Genomic DNA, 17,736 nt, shown 5'->3' with positions numbered 1-17,736 from the left:
GCTGAATTTGAATTCAGCCCCTTTGTTTCCTTATACCGCTTCCTTGATCGCTTCACCGATCCGGTCCGCGAGTTCCTGAATCTGGTTTTCGTCTTCGCCTTCCACCATGATGCGGATGAGCGGTTCCGTGCCGGACTTGCGCACGAGCAGCCTGCCGGTTTTGCCGAGTTCGCCTTTCACGGATTTGATCACTTCTTCCACCGCTTTACGTTCCAGCGGCGCTGTGCCCGCCTTGAAGCGCACGTTGTTGAGCACCTGCGGCATCGGCGTGAAGAGGTTGCTCACCTTTCGCAGCGACTTGCCGGACTCGAGCATCACCGCCAGCACCTGCAGTGCTGCGAGCAGACCGTCGCCGGTCGTGGAATAATCGCTCAGCACGATATGGCCGGATTGTTCGCCGCCGACATTGCAGCCTTCACTGCGCATGGATTCGACCACATAACGGTCACCGATCTTGGCGCGGTGCAGCTTCAGGCCAAGTCCGCCGAGATAACGTTCAAAGGCAAGGTTGGACATATCCGTTGCAACAACTGCACCACCCTTGAGCATGCTGTTCTTGTGCCAGTAGGTTGCGATCATCGCCATGAGCAGATCACCGTCGATCAGCGCGCCCTTGCTGTCGCACATGACGAGGCGATCCGCATCGCCGTCTAGCGCAATGCCGAGATCCGCGCCGTGCGAGATCACCGCTGCACAGACATTTTCCGGGCTCGTGGAACCGCAATCCTTGTTGATGTTAAAACCGTCCGGGTTTACGCCCAGCGAAATTACTTCCGCGCCCAGTTCATAGAGCACTTCCGGTGCAATGCTGTAAGCCGCACCGTTCGCGCAATCGATCACGATTTTCAAACCACCTAAGCGCAGTTTCTTCGGGAATGTATTTTTGATGAATTCGATGTAACGTCCACGCGCGTCTTCCAGCCTGCGGGCGCGGCCGAGTTTATCGGGGGCTGCAAGTTTGATGTCCCCGGTGCGCATCATATTTTCAATCGTATGTTCCTTAGAATCGGAAAGCTTGTAGCCGTCAGGGCCGAATAACTTGATGCCATTATCGTAAAACGGATTATGCGAGGCGGAAATCATCACGCCCAGATCCGCGCGCATGCTGCGCGTGAGCATGGCGACAGCGGGAGTGGGAAGCGGGCCTGCCAGCACCACGTCCATCCCGGCGGAAATGAATCCGGCGGTCAGCGCGGGCTCGATCATATAGCCTGAAAGGCGCGTGTCTTTAGCGATGATGACGCGATGGCGATGGTCGCCGCGCAGAAAAAGCTGTCCTGCCGCCTGGCCGAGCTTCACGGCAATATCCGTGGTCATGGGAGCGGTGTTGGCCTTGCCCCTGATACCGTCCGTGCCGAAATAAATACGTTCTTTTGTCATAATATTCCTATACTTATTAGAAGAATAACGTTATCCTTCCTTTTAATTTCTTCTTCCCGCGCGCTTTGCCTAAGCCAGCTGCGATAGGGATTATTCCTTTGCCCGCAGCGTTCACCACGGCCGATTTCCTGCTTTATCATAGTAAATTATTATATTAAATACTAATTATGTCAGAAATTGCATTTCAGTTCCGTCCCCCGACACAGCAAGAAATCGCCGCTACGGCCAACCAGCTTTTAGACCTCAGCGCGCAGGCGCTCGGCGTGAGCGTGGATCATTTCCCCTTCGGGTTGCTTGCCTATACGGAAGAAACGCTGGTAGGCAGCCTTATCGGGAAGGTGTTCCTGAACTGGCTGCATGTGGATATGATCTGGGTTCAGGAAAACATGCGCCGCATAGGGCTCGGCAGCAAGCTCATGGAGCTTGCAAAGTCGAAGGCCAAGGAGATGGGCTTAAGCGGTATCGAAGTCTGGACGCAGAGCTGGCAGGCGCCGGAATTTTACCGCAAGCTCGGTTATGATGAATTTGCTACCTTGGACGATTTCATACCGGGACAGAAACGCTACGCCTTCCGCTGCTATATTTCGGACTCCGCCCGCCCGCCCGCGCCGCTGGTGAGCCAGCCCTCCCTGCCCGAGCTGATCCGCCGTCATGTGCAGGCTTATTTCGATTCGCACGGCGAATCGCTCCCCTCTTCGGGGATTTACGATCTCATGATGCCGCTGTTCGAAAAGCCGCTGATCGAGGTCACGCTCGCCGCCACGGGTGGCAATCAGCTCAAGGCTGCGAAGATTCTTGGCATCAACCGCAACACGCTGCATAAGAAAATCGTCGAGTTGGGGATTACTTTATGAACCGGGCTGCGCCGCTGCTTAGCCTGCTGACACGCACGCGCACGCTCGTGGCGCTGCTGCTGCTGGCGGCATTCACCACGGTCCTGATTTGTTACGTTTCCATCACGCGCAATGCCGGGCAGATTACAAACAATCCGCATACGTTCCTGCTGCTGACGACGCTCGGCATTTTCTCTCTCATCTTCGCCGCCATTGTCATACGCCGCGCCATGAGGCTGTGGACTTCACTTAAAAGCGGCTCTGCAGGCTCGCGTCTGCAGACAAGGCTGGTCACGGTCTTTTCCATCACGGCAATTCTGCCGACCGTCGTAGTCTCCGTCTTCTCCGCATTCTTTTTCAATCTCGGTATCCAGACCTGGTTCGACGACCGTGTGAGCACCGCGCTGGAAGAATCGGAACGCGTGGCGCAGAGCTATATCGAAGAACATAAATACACTATCCGCGGCGATGCGATGGCAATGGCGGGCGATATTGCGCACGATCTTGAATACGGCACTCCTACCGCGCAGGAGATCAACAATATTCTTAACACGCAAGTGGCGCTGCGTTCGCTGTCGGAAGCGGTGCTGTTCCAGCCGGGCCATATCATCGCGCAGTCGCGCCTGTCTTTCTCGCTGGCATTCGAGCAGATTCCAGCGAGCGATCTGGAAATCGCGGAACGCGGCGATGTCGTGGTGAAACTCGAGGGCACGGATAAAGTACGCGCGCTCATCAAATTGCACAGTGTTTACGCGCCTAACACTTATCTTCTCGTCGGCCGCCTGATCGACAATAAAGTCATCAACTATATGGATACGGCAAACGGCAGCTATCAGCAATATCTGCGCCTGAAGGAAAACATTACGGCCAAGCAGGTGCAGTTCTTCATCGTCTTCATTGTACTTGCGATGCTGCTGCTGTTTGCCGCTGTGTGGTACGGCATGTATTTCGCCTCGCGCCTGATCCACCCGATCACGCGGCTTGTGAAGGCGGCGGAACGCGTGCGTGCCGGTGACTTCACCGCGACGGTTGCCGAGGGCCCGAAGAACGACGAAATCGCAACGCTGTCGCGCGCTTTCAACCGTATGACGGCAGAACTTGAGCGGCAACGCGGTGACCTGATCGAAGCCAACCGCCAGCTCGACACGAGGCGGCGCTTTTCGGAAGCCGTGCTCTCCGGCGTTTCTGCTGGCATCGTAGCGCTCACGCGCGAGAAGGTCGTGACGCTTGCCAATCCGGTAGCCGCAAACCTGCTGCTTGTGCCGCAGGATACGGCGCTGAGGGGGCGCCTTATCACCGGCATCGTGCCGGAGTTTGCAGAGATATTCAATCGTGCGGAAGCCAATCCTGAAATGCTTTGCCAGGACAAAATCACGATCACGCGCGAAGACAAATCCCATGTGCTGCATGTGCGGCTTTCGGTGGAGCGCTTTCAGGGCAAGATCGATGGTTATATTCTCACGTTCGACGATATTACCGAACTGCTTGTCGCGCAGCGCAGCGCCGCCTGGGCGGATGTGGCGCGACGTGTTGCGCATGAGATCAAGAATCCGCTCACACCGATCCAGCTTTCCACGGAGCGCCTGCGTAAAAAATACCTGCCGCAGATTGTTTCGGACACGGAAAACTACGTCAAATATCTCGACACGATCGCGCGTCATATCGGCGATATCGGAAGGATCGTGGAGGAGTTCGTCACATTCGCACGCATGCCCGCTCCTTCCATCAAGAGCGAAGACATTACCAGTGTCATTCGCAAGGCTGTTTTTTCCGAACAGACCGCGCATACGGATATTACCTATCATCTCGATCTGCCTGCTTCACCGCTTTACATTCTCTGCGATGAGCAACAGTTCAGCCGTGTGCTACTCAATATTCTGAAAAACGCCGCCGAGGCGATGGAAAATATACCGGAGCTTAAAGGCATCATCACCGTGCAATGCCAGCAGGAAAACGGCCTGTGCAAACTGCGCATCAGCGATAACGGCCCGGGCTTTCCGCCGGATAAGATGACGCGTCTGCTGGAGCCCTATGTCACAACCCGCGCCAAGGGAACGGGATTAGGGCTCGCCATCGTCAAAAAAATTATTGATGATCATAAAGCCCAGCTCAGCCTTGAAAACCTGCCGGAAGGCGGGGCCTGCGTCACGATTACTTTACCTGTTTACAGTGATAAAAATGTGACTTAGATATTGCATAAATGTATCATGTTATAGTAATAGGTTAATTAGACCGACTCTGAAACAATATATAGTATTTGTGAGCCTGTATGACCGCTGACATCCTGATCGTTGATGATGAAGCTGATATCCGCGAACTTGTGTCGGATATCCTGAAAGATGAAAACTACCATACCCGCTCCGCCAAAGACAGTGACAGCACCATTAAAGCGCTTGCAGAACGCGTTCCGAGTCTCCTGATTCTGGATATCTGGTTGCATGGCAGCGAACTGGATGGGCTTGGCATTCTGGAGCTGGTGCAGAAAAAATATCCGGGCCTGCCTGTGATCATGATCAGCGGCCATGGCAATATCGAGACCGCTGTCTCCGCCATCAAAATGGGGGCTTACGATTTCATTGAAAAACCCTTCCAGGCAGACCATCTCATTTCCGTCACGCGTCGCGCGCTCGAGCATTCCAAGCTTCGCCGTGAGAACAACGAATTGAAACTGCGCGGTGCTGCTGAGTCGCATCTGATCGGCACCTCCAATACCGTCAATCACATCCGTCAGGCGGTCGAGAAAATCGCACCGACGCACAGCCGCATCATGATCAGCGGCCCTGCAGGCAGCGGCAAGGAAGTCATCGCACGCCTCATCCATAACAAGTCCCGTCGCGCTACGGGTGAGTTCGTGGTGATGAATGCCGCCAGCATGACGACTGAACGTGTTGATGTGGAACTGTTCGGTATTGAAGATTCCTCTCCGGGCGGCGGCGCTGAAAAAGTCGGCCTGTTCGAGCGCGCGCATGGCGGCACGCTTTTTATCGATGAAGTGACCGACATGCCGCTGGAGACACAGGCACGCCTGCTGCGCCTGCTGCAGGAACAGGCTTTCGAGCGTGTGCGCGGCAATAAAAAAGTGCAGGTGGATGTACGCGTCATCGCCGCAAGCAACCGCGATGTCTCCGCGGAGATTGCCGCAGGCCGCTTCCGCGAAGATCTGTATTACCGTCTCAATGTCGTGCCGATCCGCATGCCTGCGCTGAAGGAACGCCGCGAAGATATTCCTGAACTCTGCCGTTACTTCCTGAAGCGCGCCGCTGAAACTTCCGGCCTTAGCCAGCGTGAGATCACCGAAGATGCAATTGCCGTGCTGCAGGCTTACCACTGGCCGGGCAACGTGCGTCATTTGCGCAATATGATGGAATGGCTGCTGATCATGGCGCCCGGTGGCAGCAAAGCCCCCATCAAATCCGATATGCTGCCGAAGGAGCTGTTCGAAACCAACGCGGTCGTCATGCGCCCGGAAGTCAACAGCGATATCATGTCCATGCCGCTGCGCGAAGCACGCGAATTGTTCGAGAAGCAATATCTGGCTGCACAGATCAACCGTTTCGGCGGTAATATCTCCAAGACTTCCTGCTTTGTGGGCATGGAACGTTCCGCACTTCACCGCAAGCTGAAACTGCTGGGCATCGGCAGCGCCGAGGAAAAAGAAGAGAAAGTCGCATGAGAAGTTTTTTGATGGGGGGCACGCTGCCCCCATTCCGGCTCCGCCGGAATTCCCCTGCAGGGTCGTCGTATAGAACTCCTCCGCGTATCCACGCCCCCTCCTTTCGTTCCGCTTTTACTCTCTTAGAACTCTCTGTTGTCGTGATGGTGCTCGCGCTGCTGGCCGCTGCAGCCCTGCGTTACGCTTCCGCTATCTCCGATACCAATAAAATGAATGCACTTAATGCTTCGCTGGATACGATCGAAGCGACATTACTCAACTACCGAATCGCTTACGGAACCCTTCCCTGCCCGGCAGACCTTACCGTTGCGGAGAATTCTTCCTCTTTCGGCGTGCAGACGGATACATTGGCCGACGGCAACTGTACAGGTTATAATTTCATCAACAGTGCGGCCGACCCTGATGGCGATGCCACTACCGTCAGTCAGGTTGTCGCAGGTGCACTGCCGACAAAAACACTCGGAATGTCGGATAAATATGCTTACGATCCATGGGGCCGTAAATTGCTCTATGTTATCGATAAGCGCATGACGGCAACAGGGGCTTTCCTTACCTATCCTGTTACCACTTCCGGCACAGGAACACCGGGCGCTATTGAGATCAAGTACAGCACCAGTGATTCTCTTGCCAACGCTCTTACCTCTTCTGCAGTATATGCAATCGTTGCTTTTGGAAAGGACGGACACGGAAGCTGGGTCAGGAATATCAGCAGCTCCATAACGCTCGCCACACGCTACAGCTCAGGATCAACGAATACCGACGAGCAGAAGAACTGCCATTGCAACAGCAGTGCAACGGCCACGACATTCGATCGTATCTTCATCCAGAAAACCCAAACAAATAGTTCCAGCGGCACGCTAACTGCTGGATTTGACGATGTCGTGCGTTACAAGACGCGCTCTGAAATGGCGACGTCTTCTGAGCTTCAATAGCGAGTATATCGCCCCTTCGCTTACGCTTACCCCCTCTAAAGGGGTCGTCGCTTCGCTCTTCCTCTGTATCCACGATAGTATTACGATAAGCCTGACGCCTTCGCCGACTGGGGGCTCAACCTGCTTGCTTCGCTCTTGTTCCAGTATCTGATGTTTTTTGCTCCTTGCCACTTTACGGCGCGCCGATTATCATCTTCCCTTAATCAGTCTTATATACAGGGTTCGCCATGCGTTATCTGTCCCTCCTTCTGGTTCTGTCACTGGCCGCTACATCGCTTACCGGCTGTAATGTCGGTGAGAGCGAAGCCGCGAAAGCCAATGCCAAGGCAATGCGTGAAAACAGCAGCGAAATTTCCCTGAAGCTTGCCCATGCTTCCGAAGCCGGGGGTGATTTTCCGTCAGCCGAGCATTATTTCAAGGAAGCGTTCAGCAAGGATAGAAGCGTTAAGACGCGCCTGGAGCTTGCGGATTTCTACCGCCGCCATCACGGTGAGCATCTCGCGCTTCCGCTGCTGAAAGAGGCGCAGAAAGACTATCCGGACAATACCGATGTCATGCGTGAAATTGCGAATATCTATATCGGCATGGGCAAGCCGAAAGATGCGCTGGACATGCTGGACCAGGCACTGGAAACCACCAGCAACGATGCGCTGCTTTACAACAGCAAGGGAGTGGCGCTGGATATGCTCGGCCGTTATACCCATGCGCGTAATGCTTACAGCACGGCGCTCAGCCTGGATCCAGGCAACGAGATGCTCTTCAGCGCCAATTACGCAATGTCGTATATTCTTGGCAGGAATTATGAGAAGGCGATCGAAATATTACTACCGCTCGCACGCTCACCCGATAGCACGCCGCAGGTGCGCCAGAATTTGGCGCTGGCTTACGGCCTGAAAGGCGATAACGACAATGCCCTCACTTACGCACTCAAAGACCTGCCGCCCAAGCAGGCGCAGGAGAATGTGCGTTTCTATAATATGCTGGCGAAAAAAGGCGGCGTGAAAAACCGTGAAGCTGCGATTCCGCCGGCAAGCACGATTCTCAGCATCCCGCCTATTCCTTAAGACTATTAAAGTTCTACTAAGCCTTGCTGTGAATGCTCGCTTCAAAAACTATTTATTAGAATTTTCGCCTTTAGTTCTTACTAACTCTTTTACAGCTGTAATAGCACTTTGCAGCTTATGTCCGTCAGGGCCACCACCTTGCGCCATATCTGGTTTACCACCACCACCTTTTCCACCAACAACTTCTACAGCTTTTTGAATTAATTCAATGGCAGTAACTGTGCTAAGAACTTCTTTATTTACCCCAATTACTATTGAAGCTTTATCTTCTGTGCACGTGGATGCTAATACTACATTTACTTGTTTTACAAAATTATTAGCAACATCTCTTAATTGTTTGGGGTCAAGACCTTCGTAAGCCATACCAAGAAATGTCAATCCCCCAACATTTTCTGGCTCTGCCTTCTTACTATCTCCTAATGCGAGCTGCTTCTTCACTTCTGCAAGCTCTTTTTCGAGCTTCTTGCGTTCGTTCATCAGCGCGGTGATTTTCTCCGGCACTTCGGCAGCCGTGGTCTTAAACTGCTGCGCCATATCGCGCATGCGGGCATCCTGTTCGGCCAGATATGCGAATGCCCCGTCACGCGTGACGGCTTCAATACGGCGAATCCCTGCGGCGACCGCTGCTTCGCTCACGATCTTGAACATGCCGATATCGCCGGTCGCACGCACATGCGTACCGCCGCACAGTTCCACGGAATAGCTCTGCGGACCTTCGCCAAGCCCCATGCTGACTACGCGCACTTCGTCGCCGTACTTCTCGCCGAACAGCGCCATCGCTCCCTGCTTTACGGCTTCATCCGGGGTCATCAGGCGCGTCGATACCTGGCTGTTCTGCCAGACGATGCGGTTGACTTCATTTTCTACCGCAGCGATTTCTTCCTTCGTCAGCGCTTTCGGGTGGCTTACGTCAAAGCGCAGTTTGTCGGGCGCTACCAGCGAGCCGCGCTGCGTGATATGTTCACCCAGCTGCCTGCGCATAACGGCATGCAATATATGAGTGGCGGAGTGATTGGCGCGCATGCGGTCACGGTTTTCCGTGTCGATGCTCAGCGTCACGCGGTCGCCCACTTTCATCGCAGCTTTCAGCAGCGCCTTGTGCGTATGGAAATTTTCCAGCGGCTTCTGCGTATCGCTGATCTCTGCCAGCAGCGTGTTGCCTGTCACGATTCCCTTGTCACCCATCTGGCCGCCGGATTCACCGTAGAAAGGCGTCTGGTTGAAGATAAGCGTGGCTTCCGTGCCAGCAGCCGCTTCGCTCACTTCCTGGCCGTCCACAACGATGGCCAGCAATTCCGCCGCGCCTGTATCCTGCGCATAGCCCAGGAATTCCGTCGGCCCGACTTTTTCCTTGATCTCAAACCAGATGCGGCCCGTAGCTTTATCGCCCGAACCGGACCATGCCGCACGTGCGCGTTCCTTCTGTTCGAGCATGGATTTCTCGAAGCCGGGAGTGTCGACCGTCTTGCCCTGCCCGCGCAGAATATCCTGCGTCAGGTCCAGCGGGAAGCCATACGTGTCATAGAGTTTGAAAGCCACATCGCCCGCCAGCGTGCCGCCGGAGGCAATGCGGGAGGTCTCGTCTTCCAGCAGTTTCAGGCCGCGGTCGAGCGTCTGGCGGAAGCGTTCTTCTTCAAGGCGCAGCGTTTCCGTGATCAGCACCTGCGCACGGGAAAGCTCAGGATAATGCTCACCCATTTCATGCACGAGCGCAGGCACGAGGCGATACATCAGCGGTTCCTTGCAGCCCAAATGGTGCGCATGGCGCATCGCGCGGCGCATGATACGGCGCAGCACATAACCGCGCCCTTCGTTGGAAGGCATCACGCCGTCTGCAATCAGGAATGAAGTCGAACGCAGATGGTCCGCGATCACGCGGTGCGAAACGAGCTGATCCGGGTTCGCATTGCGGGATTCATGCTGCGAAGCTTCGATCAAATGGCGGAACAAGTCGATATCATAATTGTTATGCACGCCCTGGATCACAGCAGCGGTGCGCTCCAGCCCCATGCCGGTATCGATGGAGGGTTTGGGCAGGCTGTTGCGCGTGTCCTTGTCCACCTGCTCATACTGCATGAAGACGAGGTTCCAGATTTCGATAAAACGGTCGCCATCTTCATCCGGGCTGCCCGGAGGACCGCCGGGAATGGATTCGCCGTGGTCGTAAAAAATTTCCGAGCACGGGCCGCACGGGCCGGTATCGCCCATGGACCAGAAATTATCGTTCGTCGGGATTCGGATGATCTTGCTTTCCGGCAGGCCAGCGATCTTCTTCCACAGGTTAAACGCTTCGTCGTCCGTGTGATACACAGTTACGCACAGTTTTTCCTTCGGCAACCCGAACTCTTCCGTCACCAGTTTCCAGGCCAGTTCGATCGCGCGGTCTTTGAAATAATCGCCGAACGAGAAATTTCCGAGCATCTCGAAAAATGTGTGATGCCTTGCCGTATAGCCGACATTGTCCAGATCGTTATGCTTGCCGCCTGCGCGCACGCATTTCTGGCTCGTGGCCGCACGCGAATACGGGCGTTTTTCCATGCCCGTAAACACGTTTTTGAACTGCACCATCCCTGCGTTGGTGAACATCAGGGTCGGGTCGTTATGCGGCACGAGCGAGCTGGAAGCGACTTTCTCATGCCCGTTGCGGGCAAAGAAATCCAGGAACGTCGAACGTATGTCGTTAAGGCTGTGTTTCATGGCCGGAAATTACGCTGCGTCCTCGGCGAATTCGCTCGCCGGAGCCTGCAGTGCGTGGTTGACCGCACCGGCATTCTCACGGATTTTCTTTTCGATTTCGTCAGCAATCTTCGGATTGTCCTTCAGGAACTGGCGCACATTTTCCTTACCCTGCCCGATACGCTGGGAGTTGTAGGAGAACCACGAACCGGACTTTTCGATGATGTTGGCTTTCACGCCGAGGTCGATCAGTTCGCCGGTCTTGGAAATGCCTTCGCCGTACATGATGTCGAAATCCACCACGCGGAACGGCGGGGCGACTTTGTTCTTCACGACCTTCACGCGTGTCAAGCTGCCGATCACTTCTTCCTTATCCTTGATCGCGCCGACGCGGCGGATATCCATACGCACGGAAGCATAGAACTTCAGCGCGTTGCCGCCCGTCGTGGTTTCGGGGTTACCGAACATGACGCCGATCTTCATGCGGATCTGGTTGATGAAGATGATCGTGGTGTTGGATTTGGAGATGGAGCCGGTCAGCTTACGCAGTGCCTGGCTCATCAGGCGCGCCTGCAGGCCCATATGGGAGTCGCCCATTTCGCCTTCGAGTTCCGCCTTCGGCACGAGCGCGGCAACGGAGTCGATCACGAGAATGTCGATTGCACCGGAGCGTACGAGTGTGTCGGCGATTTCGAGCGCCTGTTCACCCGTGTCCGGCTGGGAGATCAGGAGTTCATCCACATTCACGCCGAGCTTGCGGGCGTAAACCGGATCGAGCGCATGTTCCGCGTCGATAAACGCACAGACACCGCCTTTTTTCTGCGCTTCCGCCACGACGTGCAGCGTGAGCGTGGTCTTACCGGAGCTTTCCGGACCGAACACTTCAATGATACGGCCCTTGGGAAGGCCACCGATGCCGAGCGCAATATCCAGCCCGAGCGAACCGGTCGAAGTGGCAGGAATTTCCAGCCCTTCCTGTGCGCCGAGTTTCATTACGGAACCTTTGCCGAACGATTTTTCGATCTGGCTCAATGCGGCGTCAAGCGCCTTCTGTTTTGCTGAATCTACCATAGAAAATCCTTTACAAATAAATATCCTCACGCAAGCTATACCAGTATTTTTTTGATGTATCTATCAGTTTTTCGCGCTGCGCGGCGGCAAAGCAGCGTTTTTCATCTAAGGACGATTATGCATAAGCTCTGGTTTCTTCTGAAGACGGCGGTTCTGGTCTATGCAGGGTTGTGCCTGTTCATGTGGGCGGACCAGCGACACCTGATGTATCATCCGAATACGAATATCCACACGCTGCAGGATTACAGGCTTGCCGGATTTGACGATGTTTCATTACACGCCCCGGACGGCACGCAGATCGATGCGTGGCACCATGATGCAACAGCCGGATTCCCTACCATCATCTTTTACCATGGGAATGCAGGTAATATGGGTAGCCATGCTGCCTATTTCGACGCGCTGGCGAAAGCCGGGTTTGGTGTGCTTGCCATTGATTACCGCGGCTTCGGAAAGAGCCAAGGGGCACCCGATGAAGCGGGGCTTTACGCGGATGCCCGCACAGCATTACATTATGCCACTGATACACTGCATGTGCCGCCCAGCCAGCTCATCCTGTACGGCGAATCGCTGGGCACCGGAGTCGCCGTGCAGATGGCTACGGAGTTCCATGTTGGCGCGCTTGTGCTGCAGGCGCCTTATGCCGCTATCGCCGATATCGGTAAAATGCGTTACCCCTGGCTGCCGGTGGATTTGCTGCTGGAAGATAAGTTTGACTCGACTGCCAAGATCGATCGTATCCATATGCCGCTGCTGCTGATGCATGGTACGCAGGATAACACTATCCCCGTCACGGAAGGGCAGATGCTATTTGCCCGGGCGCAGGAGCCGAAGCAGGCGGTTTATTTTCCGGGGAAGGATCATGCGAATATGGATATTGGCGCGCGCGTGAATGCACTGAATGGCTTCACGCGGAAATATAATCTGGTTGGTGCTCAATTGCAGGCACAGCATAATGTTTTAAAATAATTGCCGTCATGCCGTGGCTTGACCACGGCATCTCCCAATAATGGCAAGAGATACCGCGATTAAATCGCGGTATGACGTCAAACTAGATAGACAGTTCGTAAATCTCCAGCACGTCGCTGCCGATAGGCCGGGACTCCTGCAAGCGATAACGAGTCAATGCCGCAAGGGCTCCTTCTTTGCCGGAAAGCGCACTTAAGCCTTTATCGCCGATCACCAGCGGTGCGCGGAACCAATAGATTCTATCCACCAGCCCTTCGTTGAGAAGAGCACTGCCGAGCTTGTTGCCGGATTCGACCATCAGGCGCGTGATCCCTTGTTTTGCCAGCTGGTCCAGTATCGCCGGAAGCGATAACCCGTTCTGCGCGCGCGGCACAGTGAATATCCGCGCGCCGTTGCGGGTAAGTGCTTCGGCCTTGCCGCTTCCGCCTTCCGCTGTCATGATCCAGGCGGGCAATGCAGCTGCGTCCGCTGCGATATGCAGGTTTGTATCCGCAATAACACGGATGGGTGAATCCTGCGAGCAGCCCTGCAGGCGACAGGTGAAAGCCGGGTTATCCGCGCGGATGGTGCCGATCCCGGTCATCACGGCATCGTTTATTTTGCGCAAATGATGAACATAGCGGCGGGAATCCTCACAGGTGATCCATTTGCTTTCGCCGGATGAAGTCGCGATTTTACCGTCGAGCGAGGTGGCCAGTTTCAACGTGACGAACGGGCGGCCGCGTTTGATGACGGAAAAGAACCCTTCATTGACGGCTTGAGCCTCCTGCTCGCACACGCCTTCCGTTACTTCAATTCCAGCGGCACGCAACTGTGCGAATCCCTGACCGGAGACTTTCGGGTTAGGGTCCGTGCAGGCAGCCACCACATGCTTAATTCCGGCGCGGATAATCGCGCCGGTGCAAGGAGGGGTCCTGCCTTCATGTGAGCAGGGTTCCAGCGTGACATATATGGTCGCACCTTTCGCCAGCGCACCCGCCTGTTCGATTGCTATCGTTTCCGCATGCGGCCTGCCGCCCCGCGCAGTCCAGCCCGTGCCGACGATTGCGCCATCCTTTACGATCACCGCGCCGACTGCAGGATTGGGAAATGTGTTGCCCAGCCCGCGTTTGGCTAAAGCCAAAGCGTGGCGCATGTAGCGGAGTTGTTCGTTATTTACATGCTGCATATTGTAAATCCGTTGCATTGATAAATGGAGGAATTCGGGCGGGCCCCGAATGGGAGCAGCGTGTCCCCCATGTTTATATTACTCCAGATTGCCGACGAACTTCTCGAAATCCTTGGCTTCGCGGAAATTGCGGTAAACGGACGCGAAGCGGATATAGGCTACATCGTCCAGTTCCTTAAGCCCTTCCATCACCATTTCGCCAATATGCGATGAAGCGACTTCGCTTTCGCCCGTGCTTTCCAGCTTATGGACGATGGAGTTGACGAGGCTTTCCACTGCTTCATAGCTTACAGGGCGCTTGCGTACGGCCACGTTGATGGCGCGTGTGAGCTTGTCGCGGTCGAAGGCGCGTTTCTCGCCGTTCTTCTTAATGACGAAAAGCTCGCGCAGCTGCACGCGCTCAAAGGTCGTAAAGCGGGAATTGCAGGAAGGGCAGAAACGCCTACGGCGGATGGTCATGCCATCTTCGCTGGGTCTTGAGTCCTTTACCTGGGTGTCCAGGTTATTGCAGAACGGGCATTTCATATGTTTCCTTGGGCTTAAACCGGAGCACCTTAGCGCCCCGGTTCTTTCAAAGCCTTAGTAAATCGGGAACCTTTCACAAAGTGCTTTAGCTTTCTCACGCACTTTCTGCTCGGTAGCGGTGTTGTTTTCCGGGTTGGCCACCAGACCGTCCAGCACGTCACCGATCAGTTCACCAATCTGGCGGAACTCTTCCACGCCGAAGCCGCGCGTGGTGCCCGCCGGAGTACCGAGGCGGATGCCCGAGGTGATGAAGGGTTTTTCCGGATCGAACGGAATCGCGTTCTTGTTGCAGGTGAGGCCAGCGCGCTCAAGGCTTTCTTCCGCCGCTTTACCCGTCAGCTTCTTCGGACGCAGGTCAACCACGATCAGGTGATTGTCCGTACCGCCAGTGGTGATGGCGAGACCACGCTTCACCAGCACTTCCGCCAGCGCGCGCGCGTTGTCGATAACCGCTTTGCCGTATTCCTTGAAGGAAGGCTGCAGCGCTTCCGCGAATGCCACGGCTTTGCCTGCGATGACATGCATCAGCGGGCCGCCCTGGATGCCGGGGAAGATTGCCGAATTAATGGCGGTAGCGAGCGTCACGTCCGCACCGGCTGCCGTCTTGCGCACGACGAGGTCCGGGTTGTTGGACAGGATCATACCGCCGCGCGGGCCGCGCAGGGTTTTATGCGTGGTGGTGGTTACTACGTCTGCGTAAGGCAGCGGTGACGGATAGGTTCCGGCAGCGATCAGGCCCGCTACGTGCGCCATATCCACCATGAAATAAGCGCCTACGGAGTCCGCGATCGCACGGAAACGTTCCCAGTTCACCACGCGCGGGTAGGCCGAGAAGCCTGCGATGATCAGTTTCGGCTTATGTTCCTTGGCGAGCTTTTCGACTTCGTCCATATCAATCAGGTGAGTGTCCGCGGTCACGCCATACTGCACAGCCTTGAACCATTTACCGGACTGGTTCGGCGCTGCGCCGTGCGTCAGGTGGCCACCTGCTGCGAGCGACTGGCCGAGGATCACGTCGCCCGGCTGCAGCAGCGCGTTGAACACACCCTGGTTCGCCTGGGAGCCGGAGCTCGGCTGCACGTTTACGTAAGTGCAGTTAAACAGTTTTTTTGCGCGTTCGATCGCAAGGGTTTCCACCATATCCGCGAATTCGCACCCGCCATAGTAACGCTTGCCGGGGTAACCTTCGGCGTATTTGTTCGTGAGCACCGAGCCTTGCGCTTCCGTAACGGCGCGGCTTACGATATTTTCCGATGCGATCAATTCGATCTGCGTCTGCTGGCGGTTCAGTTCCTTCTGGAGGGCCGCGAACACTTCCTTATCGCCTGCGGCAAGCGAATCGCTGAAAAAGCCTGGCTCGCGCGTCGTGATCTTGGCGAGGGGTTCCACTTTGGATGCGGCACTGGTAGACATTCTGGTTTCCTTCTCAATAAGTTACTTACTTTTTACACTTAAGCGGCATTAATGAATGTGGGGCATTATACTGATTTTTTCATCTAACACAATGAAAAACAGAGAAAAATATTACGATCCATCTTGTAAATACTTCCCTATATTCTATTGATCAACTATTGTTGATGCAAAGGAAGAACTTATGGCTATCTATAGGATCGCTTCATTATGGGGGATGCGTATTACCGCCCTGCTTCTGGCAGCCTGCCTGCTGGCTGATTCCGGATATGGCGCAGACCATACTACTTTGCATTATGCAAGCAACACAAGTGGTCGGACCAGCCATGCCATAGAAGACGGATTCACGGTCATGGATGTTACCGGCAGCCCCGGCACCCCTGCACATACTGCGAGCCTCGTGAATGCGCTGCCGGCTGGCGTGCTGGCGCTTGTCTGGGTCGGCAATCTGGATAATGCCCCCAAGGGATCTGCCTGTCCGTCGCCGGGATTCACCTTTTCCCAGTTTAAGGCACAGGTGGATGCGCTCGCTGGTAACCCCAAAGTATACGGCTATTTTCTTGCAGATGAGCCGCATCCTTCTGTCTGCCCGCATGCGGCGACAGACATAAAACAGCGTGCTGACTATATTCACGCGCATACTACGCAGAAAGCTTTCATCGTCGTGCTGGACGGCGACAATCTCTGCCCCAATGCCTTGGGGTGTGAATATAGAGCGCTTGCGCCCAATGTGACGCATGCGGATCTTATCGGCATCGATCCTTATCCCTGCCATTACGACGCATCCGGAAAGCCAGCCCCCTGCGATGCTTCGCGTATTGCCGCGCGCGTGCAAAGCGCTATCGCCAACGGGATACCACAGGAGGCAATCGTGCCTGTATTCCAGGCATTCGGACAGGAAGGGCGGAAGGACGGAAAAAAGGCTTATTACCGCACGCCTGCACCAGCAGAACTACAAGCCATGCTTATCGCCTGGCAATCAGCCGTGCCCGCTCCCGCAATGGATTACAGTTATACGTTCGGCGTGCAATGTTCCGCTTCCGGCTGCCCTGCCCCGCAGGCTATCAGTAATCACCCTGAATTAGCGGCTATACTCAGGGCTCACAACCGGCTTCAATAATCCGAATCCGATATTACTGGAGGTTGATACGCAAAGAGCAATTGGGCGTGTTGCCATAGGAACCGCTGGTGTAATATGCCGAACCGGTAAGGCAGTTATTGGCGGAAAGCGTAGTTAACCCCGTGCCGCTGGAATGGTTGATGCTGGTAGTAACGGTATCAAGCGCAAAGACCGTTCCCGTTCCCGGCAAACCGTCATCCACTTTCTTATCCATGGCAAAGGCTTCCAGTGGGCTCAGGTTGTTGGTGGAAATGATCGTGCCTGTCGCATCGATAGAATTAATGCCTGAAATAACATAGTAGTTGAACCCGTTTATCGAGCCGATTGTAATGTAGTTTCCATTGCCGAGCTTCGCCAGCGGAAGAACCTCTCCAATCATGGAGCCTGTCGCAGTGGTGGAAAGTTTTGGCATTGAAGTGGTCGATCCGCCTGTAGCGGTGGCACCGGACACGGACACATCCGCCCCCACGCCGTACATACCATCTATCAGCGCCGCCTGTGAAAGCTGTAGAAAGAACATTGCAATTTCTGCCTTATAGGTACCACCATCCAGCCAGGGAGCTGCGTTATATCCCTGGATAATACCGTTACCGTCTCCATAACCTGTGGTATTAGCCGAAGATCCTGTGACGCAAAAAAATCCGAACGAGCAGGCTTGCGAGCTTAGGAGATCGCCCGGCAAATTGCCGTATTTATTCTGGAACGTATGCGCTGCCGTGTTGTATTTTTCAATCTGGGAGAGTGTAGCCCGAATTTCGGCTGCCTTAATAAGATCCCGGCCTGTCAGTATACCGCCGACAATAAGACCGATGATGACGAGCACAATGCTCAATTCAATCAACGTGAATCCCGCTTGATAAGGAGCTTTTACTCTCATTATGGGTCATCCAGCAACAGGCTATTATAGCTATGCTAGAG

Annotated in this window: 14 protein-coding genes; 7 read left to right on the top strand and 7 right to left on the bottom strand. The window is 54.9% G+C overall.

The window, feature by feature from the left end; genetic code table 11:
• Positions 1-30: 30 nt before the first annotated feature.
• Complete coding sequence (gene glmM, locus VFT64_03375) at positions 31-1,380, bottom strand: phosphoglucosamine mutase (GenBank protein ID HEU5046861.1); 1,350 nt, start codon at positions 1,378-1,380, stop codon at positions 31-33.
• Between the two features lie 167 nt (positions 1,381-1,547).
• Between glmM and VFT64_03370 the strand changes: the two genes are divergently transcribed.
• The 5 genes from VFT64_03370 (at position 1,548) to VFT64_03350 (ending at position 7,882) form a co-directional block, all read left to right on the top strand.
• A complete protein-coding gene (locus VFT64_03370) occupies positions 1,548-2,234 on the top strand; it encodes a GNAT family N-acetyltransferase (GenBank protein HEU5046860.1) in 687 nt (228 codons plus the stop codon).
• Positions 2,231-4,402, top strand: a complete 2,172-nt coding sequence (locus VFT64_03365) for a PAS domain-containing sensor histidine kinase (protein ID HEU5046859.1) — start codon at positions 2,231-2,233, stop codon at positions 4,400-4,402. Before VFT64_03370 ends, VFT64_03365 begins: the two co-directional genes overlap by 4 nt.
• Before the next feature lie 80 nt (positions 4,403-4,482).
• Positions 4,483-5,886: a sigma-54 dependent transcriptional regulator gene (locus VFT64_03360; protein HEU5046858.1), complete on the top strand. Its 1,404-nt coding sequence runs from the start codon at positions 4,483-4,485 to the stop codon at positions 5,884-5,886.
• Positions 5,883-6,818 carry a prepilin-type N-terminal cleavage/methylation domain-containing protein gene (locus tag VFT64_03355; protein HEU5046857.1) on the top strand — a complete coding sequence of 312 codons (936 nt, stop codon included), beginning with the start codon at positions 5,883-5,885 and terminating at the stop codon, positions 6,816-6,818. The genes VFT64_03360 and VFT64_03355 overlap by 4 nt, the downstream gene beginning before the upstream one ends.
• A gap of 227 nt (positions 6,819-7,045) precedes the next feature.
• Complete coding sequence (locus VFT64_03350) at positions 7,046-7,882, top strand: tetratricopeptide repeat protein (GenBank protein ID HEU5046856.1); 837 nt, start codon at positions 7,046-7,048, stop codon at positions 7,880-7,882.
• A 48-nt stretch (positions 7,883-7,930) separates the two neighbouring features.
• Here the strand turns inward: VFT64_03350 and alaS are convergent, their stop codons facing one another.
• Positions 7,931-10,579 carry an alanine--tRNA ligase gene (gene alaS, locus VFT64_03345; protein HEU5046855.1) on the bottom strand — a complete coding sequence of 883 codons (2,649 nt, stop codon included), beginning with the start codon at positions 10,577-10,579 and terminating at the stop codon, positions 7,931-7,933.
• Between the two features lie 9 nt (positions 10,580-10,588).
• Positions 10,589-11,629 (bottom strand): recombinase RecA, encoded by a 1,041-nt coding sequence (recA, locus tag VFT64_03340; GenBank protein ID HEU5046854.1) that lies wholly within the window; start codon positions 11,627-11,629, stop codon positions 10,589-10,591.
• Positions 11,630-11,746: 117 nt separating this feature from the next.
• On the opposite strand from recA, the gene VFT64_03335 reads away from it, so the two are divergent.
• The gene (locus tag VFT64_03335) at positions 11,747-12,595 is read left to right on the top strand and encodes an alpha/beta hydrolase (GenBank protein HEU5046853.1); all 849 of its coding nucleotides are present in this window, start codon (positions 11,747-11,749) and stop codon (positions 12,593-12,595) included.
• An 82-nt stretch (positions 12,596-12,677) separates the two neighbouring features.
• Here VFT64_03335 and ribD read toward each other — a convergent pair whose 3' ends face one another.
• The 3 genes from ribD to glyA all read right to left on the bottom strand — a co-directional run bounded on the left by ribD (position 12,678) and on the right by glyA (position 15,701).
• Positions 12,678-13,763: a bifunctional diaminohydroxyphosphoribosylaminopyrimidine deaminase/5-amino-6-(5-phosphoribosylamino)uracil reductase RibD gene (ribD, locus tag VFT64_03330; GenBank protein ID HEU5046852.1), complete on the bottom strand. Its 1,086-nt coding sequence runs from the start codon at positions 13,761-13,763 to the stop codon at positions 12,678-12,680.
• A 78-nt stretch (positions 13,764-13,841) separates the two neighbouring features.
• Positions 13,842-14,288: a transcriptional regulator NrdR gene (gene nrdR, locus VFT64_03325; GenBank protein HEU5046851.1), complete on the bottom strand. Its 447-nt coding sequence runs from the start codon at positions 14,286-14,288 to the stop codon at positions 13,842-13,844.
• 54 nt (positions 14,289-14,342) lie between these two features.
• A complete protein-coding gene (gene glyA / locus VFT64_03320; GenBank protein HEU5046850.1) occupies positions 14,343-15,701 on the bottom strand; it encodes a serine hydroxymethyltransferase in 1,359 nt (452 codons plus the stop codon).
• Positions 15,702-15,882: 181 nt separating this feature from the next.
• Between glyA and VFT64_03315 the strand changes: the two genes are divergently transcribed.
• The gene (locus VFT64_03315) at positions 15,883-16,818 is read left to right on the top strand and encodes a hypothetical protein (protein HEU5046849.1); all 936 of its coding nucleotides are present in this window, start codon (positions 15,883-15,885) and stop codon (positions 16,816-16,818) included.
• Positions 16,819-16,831: 13 nt separating this feature from the next.
• On the opposite strand, the gene VFT64_03310 is transcribed toward VFT64_03315, so the two are convergent.
• Entirely contained in the window at positions 16,832-17,695 is an 864-nt protein-coding gene (locus VFT64_03310; GenBank protein HEU5046848.1) for a prepilin-type N-terminal cleavage/methylation domain-containing protein, read from the bottom strand.
• Positions 17,696-17,736 lie beyond the last annotated feature (41 nt).

The sequence above is a fragment of the Rickettsiales bacterium genome (genome assembly GCA_035765535.1).
Classification (GTDB): domain Bacteria; phylum Pseudomonadota; class Alphaproteobacteria; order Rickettsiales; family JABCZZ01; genus JABCZZ01.
Note: the sequence above shows the minus strand (reverse complement) of the source record. Positions and strands in the feature narration are given on the sequence as shown.